Below are 15,826 nucleotides of genomic sequence, written 5' to 3'. Positions count from 1 at the left end.
CGGCTTGGCGGCAAGTCGTGGCCATTCGGTGCAACCGCTCAGGGTAGTCAGGGCCAGGGCGCATAACCAGAGGGTCCGGGGGCGTGCCAGGGTGCGAAGGGTGGGCGTGGGATTGCTCATCATGGGATTCCCCGGGTGGTTGTGTCGGTGCTGTTGCGCTTTCTCAATATGGTTAGGATAACGTGCCGAAGTTTCGAGGGCATCCGCCGACCTCGAATAACGGCGCGATCGCGGGGAACATGACAACGGTGTTGGACACTGCTCGCGGAGCAGGGCGAGAATGCCCCGAAATCGATGGACTCGTACCCGCATGGAGGGGATGGACGCGTGAGATTCCTGCACGCCGCCGATATTCATCTCGACAGCCCGTTACAGGGGCTCGAGCGTTATCCCGGCGCACCGCTCGAGGCGCTGCGCGGCGCTACCCGACGCGCCTTCGTCAACCTGGTGGAGCTGGCGCTTGCCGAGTCGGTTGACCTGCTGCTGCTCGCCGGCGATCTCTACGACGGCGATTGGAAGGACTACAACACCGGGCTGTTCTTCATCGCTCAGATACAGCGCCTGCATGCCGCCGGCATTCCGGTCTGTCTGATCGCTGGCAATCACGATGCCGCCAGCCAGATCACCCGGACCCTGCGTCTGCCCGACAACGTCCATGTCTTCGCCACCGAGCGCCCCGAGACCCGGCTCTTCGAGACGCTCGGCGTGGCCGTGCATGGTCAGGGGTTCGCCACCCGGGCGGTCACCACCGATCTCAGTCGGGCCTATCCACCGCCGGTCTCCGGTCTGTTCAACATCGGTCTGCTGCACACCTCGCTCGACGGGCGTCCCGGTCATGCCCCCTATGCGCCCTGCAGGCTCGAGGCGCTGCGCAGTCACGGCTATGACTACTGGGCCCTGGGACACGTCCATGCTCGCGAGGTCCTCGCCGAATCCCCCTGGATCGTCTTTCCCGGCAATCTGCAGGGGCGCCATATCCGCGAGTGCGGCGCCAAGGGTGCGACCCTGGTGGAGATCGATCGCGCAGGAGGGGTCTGTCTGGAGCATCGTGCGCTGGACGTGGTGCGCTGGCACCTGCTCGCTGTCGAGATCGAGGGCTGTACCGATCTCGATGCCGTCCATGCCCGCATCGGGTGTGCGCTGGAGCGTGTCATCGACCAGGCCGAGGGACGGCTGCTTGCCGTGCGGCTGGCGCTGAGTGGTGCGACTGCGCTCGATGCCTGGCTGCGTGCCGAACACGAACAGCTGGTCAACGATTGTCGCGGGCTCGCCAGCGTCCACGGCGACCGGCTCTGGCTCGAGCAGGTCCGTCTGCAGACCCGTCAGCAGGTGAGGAGGGGCGAGGCCGACGAGACCCTCGGTGGTCTGCTCGCGGCGATCGAGACGCTCGAACTCGACCCCGAGGCGCTGGCGCGTCTGGCCGAGGGCTTCGAACCGCTCGCCGCACGTCTCCCGGCCGGTCTCCGGCGAGGCGAGGACGACCCCACCGACCCGGCGGTGCTGCGCGCCTGTCTCGATGATGTGCGCGCACTGTTACGCGCACGCCTGCTCGAGAGCGATCCGCGATGAGGGTGCTGAGACTGGAGTTGCGCGCATTCGGTCCCTTCACCGATCGGGTGCTGGATCTCAGCGCGGGTGATGCCGGCGTGCACCTGATCCATGGTCCCAACGAGGCGGGCAAGAGTTCGGCGCTGCGTGCGTTGCACGGACTCTTCTACGGTATCCCCGAACGCACCAGTGACGATTTTCTCCATCCTGCGCGCGAGCTGAGGGTCGGTGCGCTGTTGCTCGGCGCCACGGGTGAGCAACTCCACTGTGTCCGCCGCAAGGGACGCAAGCACACCCTGCTCGATGCCGCTGGCGAAGCGCTCGACGAACAGCGCTTGCAACATCTGCTCGGCGGGGTCGATGCGGCGTTGTTCGAGCGGCTGTTCGGGATCGATCACGAGACCCTGGTCAGCGGGGGGCGTACCCTGCTCGAGGAACGGGGGCGCGAGGCCGAGGCATTGTTCGGCTCCGGGCTCGGCCGGGTGGCGGTCCATCGCGTGCTCGAGGGGTTGGACGCCTCGGCCGATGCGCTGTTTCGTCCCCGCGGGCGCAAGCAGCAGATCAACATGGCGCTCGCCGAGCGGGCCGAGCGACAGCGTCGTCAGCGCGACCTCGAACTCGGCGCCGTGGACTGGGAACGGGCGCGTGCCGCCCATGAGACGGCTTGCCGGGCGCTCGCCGAACTCGATGCCGAACGTGACCGGGTATTGCGCGAGCGGGCCCGGCTCGAGCGCATCCGTCGCACCCGCGCCGACTTGGAGGTGCGCCGGGGGTTGCTGGCGCGATTGGACGGGTTGGGCGAGCGGTTGCATCTGCCGGAGGACTTCGGCGCGCGTCGCCAGCAGGCCGAGGCCCAGCGTATCCGCGCCATCGAGTTGGGCGAACTGGTCTCGACGCGGCTCACGGCGCTCGAACAAGAGCTGGCGGGTATCGTCATCGAACCCCGGTTGCTTGCCGCTGGCGCCGAACTGGTCGAGCTGCGTGAACGACTCGGCAGCCATCGCAAGGCCGCGGCGGATCGCCCCATGCTGATCGCCAGACGCGACGCCCTGCACGCCCGGGTCGTCGAACGGGTCGCCCGAGTCGATGCCGGGGCTGCGCAGGCACCGACCGAGGCATTGCGTGACTGGCTCGATGCGCGTCGTCGAATCAACGCCCTGGGGGAGCGGCGCGAGGCGCTGTGGAGCGAGTTGCAACGCGCCCGGCTGGCGCGCGACGAGGCCACACGGGCGGTGGAGGATTGCGAGCGTCAACTTGCCGCGCGTACACCGCCACGTTCGGTCGCGGCCCTGGAGCTGGCGCTCGAGCAGGCGCGTGGCGCCGGCGCGCTGGACGCCGATCTGGCCGAGCTCGAGGCGCAGGAACGTGCCCTCGGGCAACAGTGCGCGGCCGAACTCTCTCGCTTGAGTGGCTGGAGTCAGGGGCTGGAGTCCTTGCTGTGTGCGCCGCTACCGGAGTTCGACGCCCTGGAGCACTGGATGCTGCGCGCCGATGCCTTGGCGCTGGAGCGCCAACGTCTGCGCGAGCGGCGGCAAGGCTGCGAACGGGAGATGGTCGATATCGACACCGAGGCGCGCACCCTCGGGATCGCTGGAGAGGTTCCCAGCGAAACGGCATTGACCGCCGCGCGTGAGACGCGTGAGCGTCACTGGCAAGCACTCAAGGCGCACGATGCATCACTGCGACTGGAGGTCGGGGCGGCGCTGGCGCGACGATTCGAGACGGCGCTGCACGAGGCCGATGTCCTGGCCGACCGGCTCAGGCGCGAGAGTGACCGGGTACAGCGTTATCAGTCGTTGTGCATACGGCGCGAGGCGTGCGAGCGCGAGCGCGCGGCCTGCGATCTGGCCTGGCGTGAGCTGGAGAGCGCCGAGTGCGAGTTCGACGCCGCCTGGCGCGCGCTCTGGCAAGCCTGCTCGGTGCAGGAGCCGCGCTCGCCGCGACAGATGCGCGGCTGGCTGGGACAGGCGCGGCGGCTGCGCGAGCAGGGCGAGCGGCTCACCGCGGTGCGCGAGCAACGTCAGCTGCTCGAGCAGCGTCAGATGCACTGTGTCGATGCCTTGCGCAGGGCGTTGCTGGCGCTCGATCGACAGGGGCCGGATGGGGAGGGCATGGATGTCTGGATGAGTGAGGCGGCGTCCGTGCTCGATGCCTTGCAACGACATGCCCGGACGCATGAGACCCTGCTCGCCGAGCTGGAGCGGGCCCGGCAGCGCCGTGAGGGGGCTGGGAGCGCCTGTGAGCAGGCCGAACGTGACTGGTCGGCCTGGGAACGCGACTGGGGTGAGGCGATGGCGCGGGTCGGCCTCGCCGTCCACAGCCTGCCGAGCGAGGCCCAGGAGCATCTCGCCGAACTGGCCGAGGCGTTGCAGGATGCTCGCGAGGCGGCCGGTTTTCAGACCCGCATCGATGATATCGATGCCGATGCCCGGGGCTTTCTCGCGCAGCTGCGCGAGCGGATCGCGCGGATCGCCCCGGATCTCGCCGAGGAGCCAGCGGAGCTGGCGCTCCATACCCTGGATGCTCGGCTCGAGGGGATGCGCGCCCGGCAGGAGCGGCGCGACGAGCTGTTGCGCCAGCGTGACGAGGCGCGGCGTCAACTCGAGGAGGCCGGTAGCGCCTCGAGTAGCGCAGAGACCAGGATCGCCGAACTCTGTCGCCTGGCCGGCTGTGAGGGCCTCGATGCCCTGGCCGGGATCGAGGAACGTGCGCGACTGCAACGCGAGCTCGAGCAGCAGCTGATCGCCGTCGAGGGGAGATTGATGGAGACGGGCGACGGTCTCGCGCTCGAGCAGCTCGAGACCGAGGCCGGTGCCGCCGAGATCGCCGGGGAGGCGCTGCTCGAGGCGCTCGCCCGACTCGAGCGCCGTCTCGACGAGACGCTCGATCCCGAGCGCGAACGTCTGCTTGCCGTACGGGTCGAGGCCGAGCATCGTCTGGCGACCATGAATGGCGCCGATGCCGCTGCCACCGAGGCCGAGGAGATCGAGCGCATCGATGCGCAGCTGCGCGATCAGTGCGGTCGCTATCTACGCTACCGACTGGCGGCGATGGTGCTGCGCGAGACCATCGAGGGCTTTCGGCGCAGCCATCGCGACCCGATCCTGGCGCGCACCGCCGAGGCCTTCGCGCGGCTGACCTGTGGCGCCTTCAGCGGGGTGGAGAGCGATTTCGGCGAGGACGATCAAGCGGTGCTGGTGGGGGTTCGCGCCAACGGTGAACGCGTGCGGGTCGAGGCGATGAGCACCGGGACGCGCGATCAGCTCTATCTCGCACTGCGTCTGGCGGGGCTGGAGCACCATCTGCGCCAGGCCGAGCCCTTGCCCTTCGTGGTCGACGACATCCTGGTGCAATTCGATGACGCCCGTGCCCGCGCCACCCTCGAGACCCTGGCCGTCTTCTCCGCACAGACCCAGGTGATCCTCTTCACCCATCACCGACACCTGCTCGAGCTGGCGCGAGAGGTCGATCCGGAGGGGCGGCGGATCTTCATCCATGCCCTGGACCAAGGCGGTTGAGCAGGGGGTCAGTCACCCTGGTCGATCAGCTCTAGAACCCGTTGATGGAAGGCGCGATTGCTTGCCCGACAGGCCTCCAGCATCTCTGGTTGGGCGCGGCTGGCGCCCGCAAGTAGCCGCCAGCCCTCGACATCGCGACAGACATAGGGAGAGGGGGTGCGTGCACGCAGCCGCCCGAGCAGTCGCTGCAGTCGCCCCGGGCGCTCCCAGATCGCCGGGTACAGGGTTGGGGGATGACGCAGGGTGAGAAACTTGGAGTTGAACGGGAAGGCGAGCACCCGCCGCCCGAGCAGCATGCCCCAGTACAGGCCGTGGTAGGAGCTGGTGATGATGGTCTCGCCCGAGGCGAGAAAGGCGATGGTCTCCTCGAAATCGGCCTGATCGTTGCGCAGGTTGGGCCACTCCAGGATCGGCAGTGGGCGTGAACGGTGAGAGAAGACCACGAATTCGTGATGCGGCGCCGGCGGGGCGTCGAAGATCGGGTGCATGCAGCTGGCGCAAGGCACCCAGGGGTGGGCAAAGCCGTCGTCGCGGATTCCGACGAGGTCGAACCCCTCGAGGAAGCGAGCGTAGGGGAACTCGGGATAACGTTGCCACCAGGGGCCGGTATCGAGTTGCTGGCCGACCCCCCAGGCGATGAGCCGCCCCGTCCTGCTGGCGGTCCTGATCCGCTCGATGGCGGGCAGGAAGAAGGTGTCGAGCAGACCGCCGCCACCGAGGATGACGATGGCCTCGTCGAGGTCGAGTGACGTCTCGTCGATCAGATCCGCGCGCACCACCTCGTGGTCGGGGAAGTCGAAATAGCGCGTCGGCGCGCTCATCTGATCGCCGATATTCGGATCATCACGATGGAAATTGATAATGCGTCTCATCTTATGCGCCGGCATAGGCTCGACCGTCGAGTACCCAGGAAGCAGGCAACGAGAGCATGCGCGCCGAGGCCTCATTGGCCTCGTTACCCTGTGACTTCACCATGAACACCTTCAGTGCCTCGCCGATGTAGACCATCCGTCGGTTGCGATCGAGCAGGGCAAAACGGATGTTGTAGGTCCCGGGGGCGAGGGGATAGGTATCGATCCGGTATTCGACCTCGTGTTCGCCGGCTGCGAGGTCGGGCCGTTCGGCGATCCCGGCGGTCGAACCCGAGTCGAGATAAACGAAGTCCGTGGTATGGGTGCCGATCACGATCTCGGGTTGTTCGAGCGCGACATGGAGCTTGAAGCGCACCCGGACCTTGAGCGGCCCGCCGGACTCGACGGCATCGGTCGGGCTGTCCTGGTCGTCGAGCAGGGTTACGCTGAGGACCTCCGCCTCGCCGGAGGTGTCGATACGGGCGTGCTTGAGGATCGCTTCCGAGTGATCGGCCAGGACCTTCTCGTTGCTCTTCTGGTAGTAAAGGTCAACGACTGGTTGCGGGGCATCATCCATCAGCACGCGCCCGCGTTCGAACAGCATCACCCGCGAGCAGATGCGCGAGACCTGACGAATGTTGTGACTGACCAGCAGGACGGTCTTGCCGCGCCGCCGGATCAGGTCTTCCATACGATCGAAACACTTGCGCTGGAAGGCGAGATCACCGACGGCGAGGACCTCGTCGACGATGAGGATCTCCGAGTCGATGCTGGTGGCGACGGCGAAGGCGAGCTTGACCTTCATCCCCGAGCTGTAACGCTTGACCGGGGTGTCGATGAAGGCCGACATCTCGGCGAAATCGACGATTTCGTCGAATTTTTCCTCGATCCGCTGACGCGACATGCCCAGAATGGCGCCGTTGAGATAGACGTTCTCGCGTCCGGTCAGGTCCGGGACGAAACCGGCGCCGACCTCGATCAGCGGCGCAATCCGGCCATCCACTCTGATCGTTCCCGAGGTCGGGCTGGTGATGTTCGCAAGCAGCTTCAGCAAGGTACTCTTGCCGGCGCCGTTGTGTCCGATGATACCGACGACTTCACCTTCCTCGATGCTGAAACCGACATCGTCGAGTGCCTTGAAGGGCGGGGTCTCGGTCGGTGCTTGGCCAAGAATGCGGCGCGCCTGATTGACGAGTGAGCTCTTCAGACTATGTAGCTGACCGAGCTTGAACTCCTTGGTCAGATGCTCGACTTCGATGATCGACATATTGAGGTACGTCCATGAATGCAGTCGATAATGGACTGAGTGAGTGATCGAACCGGCAGCGGGCGGAGCATGGGGCCGGTTGGTCCGGGTAACGTTCGATAGCTTCTTCATGGGTGAGAGGATTGTCAAACGTCGGGGCAAACGGAGACGCAACACGCTTCGGTTGCTATGTGGCGCTGGTTACGGACTTGGATGAGCTGGCGCTGATGCGTGTGGTGGTAGAAGACGATGGCTTCGTATTCGGCCCAGTTGCCACGCGGAGCGGGGCCTGAGCCGCCCTCACCCTTAATTGCGCATAATGTATAGTCCGGTCGCCTCACTGCCCCCGCAAACCCTGTCAATGTCCTTTCAGGGCAAATCTACATGCCCTTGTGGGGGCTATCAACCCCGAGGGGGTAAATCGGGCGTTACAATTTCCCTTCTAACGATCAAATAGGCCCCACAGGGCCCTCAAGGGGGAGCACGTGTCTTTGGGAAAGAACCTCCGGCGAATGCGCCAGGACAAGGGCTGGACGCTGCTTCAGCTCTCGGAGCGGACCGGCATCAAGGTTGGCCACCTCTCGAAGCTCGAACGCCAGGACGGCGACCCGAAACTCTCGACGCTCTACAAGCTGATGGAGGCTTTCGGGTGTTCACCCGATTCGCTGATGCTGGACGTGGAACGGATGCCTCGGGATGCGGTGCTCAAGCAGACGCTCGAACGGGCGATGCGGCTTCCCGATGTGAACAAGGCGGCGATCATCGAGGTGGTCGATGGGTACTGCCGGGCGTGCGGCATGGAGCAAGCGTTCTCGCCGGAGAACCGGACCTGGCTGTCGCTGTGGCGCAATCCACCGGAACGGTTGCCGTTGCCGACGGACTCGGGCGAGGGCGGAGTCACGGACCAGTCCCCGCCGATCTCGCCTCGCGGCGACTGATGGGTGGCGGTGATCGGTTGTCACCCTCTGCCACAGGTCGCCCGTCTCGGTGCGCTCGTCGTCTCCGCGTGCGCTTCGGCGAAGAGCGCACCGCGCCGGGCTTTCAGGGGCAAATCATTTCAGCCGGGGAACCGCTCCATCGTGCCCCAGGGCGCGTCGTGCAAGGGCTGGCGTGAACACGCCGGGGTTGCGGGGCGCTGAAGTTATCAAGGTTGCCCGCGTTCAAGGCGTTCTGCGACAGATGCCGTTGCCCGATCGGGCCTCGCATGGTTTCCCGGATACGCACAAGCGTTGGACGCACCACTTGACGGCGTGCCGGCGTATCCCACCTGAGCTTCGGTCACTGCGTTCCCTTCGACTTTCTTGATGGCCGATGGGGCATGTTCTGGCCTTCGGGTTTGGCCAGGGGGTGGTGTTGTCCGGGGTTGGGCACGAGGCGAGGGGCGTTGCAGCATCCCGCTTGCCTTCGGCTGCGCTCGTCGAGGGTTGAGGGTTCAGGCCGCCGCGAACGGGCAGGGCCGGTCGGCGATCCAGCGCACGACGGGTCGACCGAGTTCGAAGCCGATCAGCATCCAAGGCGAGGGCAGCCAGTCGCCAGTGACCCTGGAGATCCAGCCACCCCCGACCGCCGGGCGTGGTTCGTCCTGCCAGTCCGGCCAGACGTGCTTGACCCAGGTCGGGGCCCGCCACCACGCGCACTGTGAGCGTTCAGTGCCCGTCAGACCCCCCTTGCCATGAATCCGCGCCCCCTTGGGGAACGGCTGATCGGTGTCCTTGCCGCCCTTGGAGGCGTACTTGGCCATGTAGCGCACGGCGCTGCGCGCCCACTCGATGCGGGTCGATCCCCAGGGCCACCAGCCTTGCTTGTCGGGCTTGGGGAGCGTCACCCCCTTGGGCAGCCAGATCATCAGGTGGTAGTGCAGGCGTCCGTGGCGCGAGCCGCGCTCGAGCACCCAGATGAACGGCAGCGGCGGCAGGTCGCGGCGCTTGGCCCACTTGCGGATGCGATCGATCAGCCCGCTGATCTGGCGGGCGTCGAAGGCGTCCTGGTCGGCATAGGTGAGGTGGAGGAAGGCGGGCTTCCAACGCTGGCCGCTGTTCGCCATGCGTTCCTGGATCAGGCGCGCCCCGGTGAGGATCGAGGAGCGCATGCGGCGGATGCGTCCCTGTGCGGGGTCGATGACGAACTGCGTGGTCCCGTCGGGGGCCGGTTGTGCCGCGCGCTGAGGGGCTGACTCAGGGGGCGTCGCACTTGTTGATAAAGGGACAAGCCCAGGCCGGGGCGGCTTCGCCGCGCCCGGCATGTCGCCATCCAGATAGGCCAGGAGCGCCTCATCCACGGGACGGACTCCCGCGCCGGGCGTCGGCCAAGGCGGCCTCAAGGGCGTCGATGCGGGTTTGGAGCTTGGCGTTGGTCCGGCGCAGCGTGTCGATCTGCTGGCGGTAGAAGACGATGGCGAAGAACTGTCCGGGCCGGATGCCGTGGCGCCGATAGCCGGGCGGGAACAGGTAACCGCGGTGGATCTCCCAGCCTTGCCAGTCATCCCAGGGCATGAAGCCTGCGAGGACCGCAAGGAGTCGGAGTGCGGCGGGATTGGGGCGTCCGGTTTGGAGCCAGCGCCGATAGGTGCGCTCGGAGACGCAGCAGGCTTGGGCGGCCTGTTGATGCGTGAACCGGCAGCGTCGTTGGAGATCGCGCAAGGTGGCCGGATTGACCGCGAACCCTTCGGCGAGGAGTTCGTGTTCAGCCCAGTTGCCACGCGGAGCGGGGCCTGAACGGCCCTCACCCTTGATTACGCATAATGTATATTATGTTAACTCTTGGGCAAGATATTCCCATTGGTTTCTTTTTGGACTTTCCTCAAAAGCCTACCTAAAGGACGGAAACCAATCATATAAGTTGGACTTGTCAAATATTCGTTTAGATAGTTTATAAGTAAAAAGCAACATGCTACTCTCGATCAACATCCCATAACGGCAGCGATCCAGAATGAGACCAAACCCACCAACAGACCCAGCTCGAGAAGAAGCAATCCTAAGGTTGGCACGCGAGCGTCCTGAGCTCGGACAGGCGTCGATCTCACGTCTGCTCTGCGCCTCAGGGCTCAGAATCTCACCATCCGGCGTCCGCTATGTCCTCCAACGCCACGGACTCGAGACCCAGGTAAAGCGTCTCAGGGCGCTGGTACGCAGTTCACCAAAAGGAATGGAATCACTCGACCAACGTCAACGCGCCCTGCTCGCTCGTGGCGCGCTGTCCGAGGACGAACCCGCCGAGGACGCTCCGCCACGAGATCGCAAGACCCGTATCCTCGATGCGGCCGCAGAGCTCTTCTTCGACCTCGGCTACGACGGCACCTCCATCCGCGATATCGCCGGAAAGGTGGGCCTGTTGCCAGGCTCCGTCTATCACTATTTCCCTTCGAAGGAGGAACTCTATCTCGCCGTACATCGCACCGGAATCACCAGGGTCGAGGCCAGGATCAAGGCCGCCATCGCGGATCTAGACGACCCCTGGGAGCGATTGCGCGTCGCTTGCGAGGTCCATGTCGCCGGAATCGTCGAGGGATCACCGGTGGACAGGATCACCGGACGCAACCTGGCGCTGGTGGGAAAGCACAACCTGCTCAAGCGCATCACGCCCTTTCGCAAGACCTACGAGAATCTGTTCAGGGAGTTGATCGAGGATCTTCCGGTCGCCCCGGACACCGATCGTTCGCTGTTGCGCCTGTTCCTGCTCGGCGGGATGAACTGGGCATGCCTGTGGTACCGTCGCGGCATCCGCTCCCCCGAGGAGATCGCCGACATCATGCTCGATATGGTACGTCAAGGCGTGCAGTCGACACATCATCTGACACAAACGAACACGGGAGACACCTGACCGGCATCTCCCGTACTCGATATCGCTCCAATCGGGCGGTCAGGCTTGCAACCAGGGTACGTACATTCGCGCCTCACCAGAGATCAGGAGCCGATCCGTCTCGGCGTCCACGCAGCGCGTCTCCAGGGTGACGATCGGCTTGTCGCTACGGATTGCGGTGATCTCGACCGAGGCGGTGACCGGCATGTCGAGATAGACCGGCGCCTTGAAATTGAGCTCCTGGCCGAGATAGATCGCACCGTCGCCCGGCAGATGATGGCCAAGCAAGGCCGACAACAGACTCGAGACCAGGATCCCGTGAACGATCCGCTCACCGAAGCGAGTCTCGGCCGCATAGACGGGGTCGAGATGCACGGGATTACAGTCGCCCGAGAGTTCGGCAAAGAAACGCACATCGGCCTCGCTGAAGGCCCGGGTCAGGGTTGCGCGCTGACCGATTTCGAGGGTCGGCATCCTTGGTTCCTCATTCACATGTTCGGATAGTTCGGGCCACTACCGCCCTCGGGGGCGACCCAGGTGATATTGGCCGCCGGGTCCTTGATGTCGCAGGTCTTGCAGTGCACACAGTTGGCTGCATTGATCTGCAGACGCGGGTCATCACCGCCCTCGCCCACCAGCTCGTAGACCCCGGCCGGACAGTAGCGCTGCGCGGGTTCGGCATACTCGGCCAGATTCGAGCCGGTCGGGATCGACGGGTCGGCCAGATGCAGATGACAGGGTTGATCCTCCTCGTGTGCCGTATTGGCGAGATAGACCGAGGAGAGCCGATCGAAGCTGAGCACCCCATCGGGCCCGGGATAGCTGAGCGGCTCGCTCAGTGCGGCAGGTTCCAGCCAGGTATGGTCCGGCGCATCGCCCGGACGCCGGATCGGTCGTCTGCCGCCGAGCAGGCGCTGATCCAGGCTGTTGACAGCCCCACCGAGCAGGATCCCGAAACGGTGCAGCGATCGGCCGAAGTTGCGACCGACACGCAGGTCCTCGTACAGCCAGGATGCACGCAGCCGCGCCTCGAGGCCCGTCAGCTCACGCCCACCGGGATCACCGACGGCGAAGGCCGCAAGGATCTCCTCGGCGACCAACATCCCGCTCTTGAGCGCGGTATGAACCCCCTTGAGCTTGGCGTTGTCGAGCGTACCGCCCTCGCACCCGGCCAGACAGCCCCCGGGGAAGTACTGTCTGGGCAAGGCATCGAAACCACCCTTGGCCAGCGCGCGTGCGCCATAGGCGATCCGTCTTCCCCCCTCAAGGGTGGCGGCGAACAGCGGGTGGTGCTTCATCCGCTGGAACTCGTCGAAGGGACTGAGCCAGGGATTGGGATAATCGAGATCGACGATCAACCCGACGGCGACCTGACACCTGCTCAGGTGATAGAGGAAGAAGCCACCATGGGTTCCCTCTGGCAAGGGCCAGCCGGTACCGTGCTGCACCAGCCCGAGCTCGTGCCGATCCGCCGCGATCTCCCACAACTCCTTGATGCCCAAGGCATGATGCTGAGGAGTCGACTCGGCATCCAGGCCGAAGCGCTGGTAGAGTTGCTTGCCGAGATGGCCCCGACACCCCTCGGCGAAGACGGTCTGGCGCGCCCTCAACTCGACCCCGGGGGCATGATTGTCCTTGGGACGGCCATCGGCGCCGATCCCCATGTCGCCGGTGGCGACACCGATCACCTCACCGTGCTCGCCGAACAGCACCTCGGTGGCGGCGAACCCAGGGAAGATCTCGACGCCCAGACCCTCGGCCTCAGCGGCCAACCAGCGACACAGGTTGCCGAGACTGACCAGATAATTGCCTGAATTATGTAAACTCGGTGGCGAGATCGCCTCGGGGATCCGCCAGCTGCGTTGCGCATCGCGCAGCAGATACAGCTCCTCGCGCTCGACCGGGGTCTCCAACGGCGCGCCGCGTTCACGCCAGTCCGGGATCAGCTCATCAAGACCCCGGGTCTCGATCACCGCGCCCGAGAGGATATGAGCACCGACCTCGGCCCCCTTCTCCACCACGCACACGCTCGGCGCCGGGTCGGCCTGCGCCAGCCGGATCGCGGTCGCCAGCCCGGCCGGTCCGGCGCCGACGATCACCACGTCGAACTCCATCAGATCGCGTTCGCTCATCGACGACTCCTCAGAATTGCCCTGCATCGAGCGCCATCAGGCTCGTCGATCCGGCCAGCACCGAGGTCAGCGCCGCCTGGGTCCGTGCCAGCACGTGCTCGCAATAGAAACGGGCCGTCTTGAGCTTGGCATCGAAAAAGAGCGCATCGCCCTCCCCGTCCTCGATCGCGCGATGCGCAGCCAGTGCGCTGCGCACCTGCATCCAGCCACCACAGAGATAGCCCAGCAGCATCAGCAACTCGACGCTGACGGCACCGGCCAACTGGCGATCGTCTGGCGCCTCGCGCAGCACCCAGTCGCACGCCCGTCGTGCCGCGGCGAGCCCATCGGCGAAGGGGGCGGCGAGTACGACCAGAGACGCCTCCTCGGCCTGCCGGAGCACGCCGAGCGTTTCCTCCATCTCGTCGAACAACGCCCCGATCGCCCGCCCCTCGTCGGCGAGCAGCTTGCGCGAGATCAGATCGAGCGCCTGGATCCCGGTCGTCCCCTCGTAGATGGTGAGGATGCGTGCGTCGCGATAGTGCTGCGCCACCCCGGTCTCCTCGACGAAGCCCATGCCGCCGTGGACCTGGATCGCCAGCGAGGTCAGTTCCTGGGCGAACTCGGTGATCCAGCCCTTGACGATCGGGGTGAAGAGTTCGAGCCTGGCCTGATGATGCGCCCGACGCGCACCCTCATTCGCGCCCCGCGCCCGGTCGGCTTCGGCCGCGGTCTCCAGCACCAGGGCGCGCATCGCCTCGATGCCACTCTTCATCGTCATCAGCATCCGCCGCACGTCCGGGTGCGCGATGATCGCCACCCGCGTGCCGTCACGACGCGTGCCCTGCAACCGCTCCATCGCATACAGACGCGCCTGCTGATAGGCGCGCTCGGCAATCGCCAAGCCCTGCAGGCCGACGACCTGGCGCTCACGGTTCATCATGGTGAACATATAGGCGAGCCCGCGATGCGGCTCGCCGACCAACTCGCCCCAGGCGTCGTCGAACGCCATCACACAGGTCGGGCTGCCATGGATGCCGAGCTTGTGTTCGAGTGAGAGACAGCGCACCCCATTGGCCTCGGCCGGGTCGCCATGCGCGTCCAGCCGATACTTGGGGACCACGAACAGCGAGATCCCCTTCACCCCGGGCGGCGCATCGGGCAGTCGCGCGAGCACCAGGTGGACGATGTTGTCGGTCATCCGGTGATCGCCCCAGGTGATGAAGATCTTCTGACCGCTGATGCGGTAACCCTCTCCATTCGGCACCGCGCGGGTCTTGATCGCCGCCAGATCCGAGCCGGCGTCGGGCTCGGTGAGGTTCATCGTGCCGGTCCACTCGCCACTGCTCAGACGCGGCAGATAACGCGCGCGCAGGGTCTCGTCGCCGTGCTCGGCAAGGGCCTCGATCGCGCCTTCGGTGAGCATCGGGCAGAGCGCCAGCGACAGGTTGGCCGCGTGCCAGATCTCGCTGACCGCGGCATTGAGCACATCGGGCAACCCCTGTCCGCCATGGCCTTCGTCGACCTTGAGCGACTGCCAGCCCCCCTCGGCGAACTGCCGATAGGCAGCGGCGAAACCGGGCGTCTCCACCACGCCCCCTTCACCCATCCGGGCACCCTCACGGTCACCGACGACATTGAGTGGCGCCAACACCTCGGCGCCGAAGCGCGCGGCCTCGTCGATCAGGCTGTTGGCAAGGTCCAGATCCACGCCCTCGAAGCCGTTCTCGACACAGAGTCCGTCGAAATCGATCAGATGGCGAAGGACGAAATCACTCTCGCGATAGCAATGCTGATAGCTGCTCATGGTTATACCAAGGGAGTCAGAGTGCTTCGATAAGTTCGGGCACGGCCTCGAACAGATCGGCGACCAGCCCGTAGTCGGCAACCTCGAAGATCGGCGCATCCGGGTCCTTGTTGATCGCCACCACCACCTTCGAATCCTTCATCCCCGCCAGGTGCTGGATCGCCCCCGAGACGCCGAGCGCGATATAGAGCTCGGGCGCGACCACCTTGCCGGTCTGGCCGACCTGCAGGTCGTTGGCGACGAAGCCGGCGTCCACCGCCGCACGCGAGGCGCCGACGGCGGCGTCGAGCCGATCGGCGAGCCGATAGACCAGCTCGAAGCCCTCGCGACTGCCGAGTCCGCGACCACCGCTGACCACCACCCGCGCGCTGGTCAGCTCCGGGCGCTCGGACTCGGCCAGCTGCTCGCCGACCAGCCGGGTCGCGACCGCCTCGATCACCTGCTCGAGCTCGACCACCTCGGCCGTGCCGCCAGCGGGCTCGACCGCGGCGAAGGCAGTCTGACGCACCGTCAGCACCTTCACCGGGTCGTCGCTCTCCACCGTGGCGATGGCGTTACCGGCATAGATCGGTCGGCGAAACCGCGCCGGGGACTCGACCGCAATCACCTCGGAGACCTGATTGACCCCGAGCAGCGCCGCTGCCCGCGGCATCAGATCCTTGCCCGAGGTGCTGGCCGCGGCCAGCAGATGGCTGTAGCCGGGCGCGACCGCCACCACCAGCTCGGCGAGATTCTCGGCGAGCCGATCGGCATAGACCGGGGCATCGGCCACCAGCACGCGCTCGACGCCAGGAAGCACGCGGGCGGACTCGATCGCCGCCGCACAGTCATGCCCGACCACCAGCAGGTCGCAGGGTCCATCGAGTTCGCCGGCGGCGCCCAGGACGTTGAGTGTCGCCGGCGCCAGCCGGCCCCTGTCCTGTTCCGCGATCACCAGAGTGCGCATC

12 protein-coding genes and 1 pseudogene are annotated in these 15,826 nt (G+C 65.9%); 4 read left to right on the top strand and 9 right to left on the bottom strand.

The annotated features are described in order from the left end of the window. Positions 1–327 precede the first annotated feature (327 nt). Together ACAM26_RS10455 and ACAM26_RS10450 are read left to right on the top strand one after the other, a co-directional pair. A complete protein-coding gene (locus ACAM26_RS10455; RefSeq protein ID WP_369613582.1) occupies positions 328–1,569 on the top strand; it encodes an exonuclease SbcCD subunit D in 1,242 nt (413 codons plus the stop codon). Next, positions 1,566–5,066: an AAA family ATPase gene (locus ACAM26_RS10450; RefSeq protein WP_369613581.1), complete on the top strand. Its 3,501-nt coding sequence runs from the start codon at positions 1,566–1,568 to the stop codon at positions 5,064–5,066. Before ACAM26_RS10455 ends, ACAM26_RS10450 begins: the two co-directional genes overlap by 4 nt. 8 nt (positions 5,067–5,074) lie before the next feature. Here ACAM26_RS10450 and ACAM26_RS10445 read toward each other — a convergent pair whose 3' ends face one another. Next, positions 5,075–5,887 (bottom strand): polysaccharide pyruvyl transferase family protein, encoded by an 813-nt coding sequence (locus ACAM26_RS10445; RefSeq protein ID WP_243695642.1) that lies wholly within the window; start codon positions 5,885–5,887, stop codon positions 5,075–5,077. Positions 5,888–5,939: 52 nt separating this feature from the next. Then, positions 5,940–7,184 carry an ABC transporter ATP-binding protein gene (locus tag ACAM26_RS10440; protein WP_123142441.1) on the bottom strand — a complete coding sequence of 415 codons (1,245 nt, stop codon included), beginning with the start codon at positions 7,182–7,184 and terminating at the stop codon, positions 5,940–5,942. A 464-nt stretch (positions 7,185–7,648) separates the two neighbouring features. Between ACAM26_RS10440 and ACAM26_RS10435 the strand changes: the two genes are divergently transcribed. Next, positions 7,649–8,101: a helix-turn-helix domain-containing protein gene (locus ACAM26_RS10435; RefSeq protein ID WP_369613580.1), complete on the top strand. Its 453-nt coding sequence runs from the start codon at positions 7,649–7,651 to the stop codon at positions 8,099–8,101. Positions 8,102–8,595: 494 nt separating this feature from the next. Here ACAM26_RS10435 and ACAM26_RS10430 read toward each other — a convergent pair whose 3' ends face one another. The 3 genes and pseudogenes from ACAM26_RS10430 to ACAM26_RS10420 form a co-directional block, all read right to left on the bottom strand. Next, the gene (locus ACAM26_RS10430; protein WP_369613579.1) at positions 8,596–9,252 is read right to left on the bottom strand and encodes a hypothetical protein; all 657 of its coding nucleotides are present in this window, start codon (positions 9,250–9,252) and stop codon (positions 8,596–8,598) included. A 181-nt stretch (positions 9,253–9,433) separates the two neighbouring features. Next, on the bottom strand, positions 9,434–9,655 hold the full coding sequence (locus tag ACAM26_RS10425; protein WP_369613790.1) for a hypothetical protein: 222 nt from the start codon (positions 9,653–9,655) through the stop codon (positions 9,434–9,436). A gap of 12 nt (positions 9,656–9,667) precedes the next feature. Further along, a pseudogene (locus ACAM26_RS10420) lies at positions 9,668–9,802 on the bottom strand (helix-turn-helix domain-containing protein); the annotation flags it as partial. Positions 9,803–10,307: 505 nt separating this feature from the next. On the opposite strand from ACAM26_RS10420, the gene ACAM26_RS10415 reads away from it, so the two are divergent. Next, on the top strand, positions 10,308–10,982 hold the full coding sequence (locus tag ACAM26_RS10415) for a TetR/AcrR family transcriptional regulator (protein ID WP_223806074.1): 675 nt from the start codon (positions 10,308–10,310) through the stop codon (positions 10,980–10,982). 39 nt (positions 10,983–11,021) lie between these two features. Here the strand turns inward: ACAM26_RS10415 and ACAM26_RS10410 are convergent, their stop codons facing one another. Genes ACAM26_RS10410 through ACAM26_RS10395 form a run of 4 tightly spaced genes read right to left on the bottom strand, consistent with a single transcriptional unit; the run spans position 11,022 to position 15,825 of the window. Beyond that, the gene (locus ACAM26_RS10410; protein WP_132229629.1) at positions 11,022–11,435 is read right to left on the bottom strand and encodes a MaoC family dehydratase; all 414 of its coding nucleotides are present in this window, start codon (positions 11,433–11,435) and stop codon (positions 11,022–11,024) included. Between the two features lie 14 nt (positions 11,436–11,449). Next, positions 11,450–13,093 carry an electron transfer flavoprotein-ubiquinone oxidoreductase gene (locus ACAM26_RS10405; RefSeq protein WP_369613578.1) on the bottom strand — a complete coding sequence of 548 codons (1,644 nt, stop codon included), beginning with the start codon at positions 13,091–13,093 and terminating at the stop codon, positions 11,450–11,452. 10 nt (positions 13,094–13,103) lie between these two features. Next, complete coding sequence (locus tag ACAM26_RS10400; RefSeq protein WP_369613577.1) at positions 13,104–14,879, bottom strand: acyl-CoA dehydrogenase; 1,776 nt, start codon at positions 14,877–14,879, stop codon at positions 13,104–13,106. Positions 14,880–14,895: 16 nt separating this feature from the next. Then, entirely contained in the window at positions 14,896–15,825 is a 930-nt protein-coding gene (locus ACAM26_RS10395; protein WP_132229684.1) for an electron transfer flavoprotein subunit alpha/FixB family protein, read from the bottom strand. Between the last annotated feature and the right edge of the window lies 1 nt (position 15,826).

This window comes from Marichromatium sp. PS1 (genome assembly GCF_041155115.1).
Taxonomy (GTDB): Bacteria; Pseudomonadota; Gammaproteobacteria; order Chromatiales; family Chromatiaceae; genus Marichromatium; species Marichromatium gracile.
Note: the sequence above shows the minus strand (reverse complement) of the source record. Positions and strands in the feature narration are given on the sequence as shown.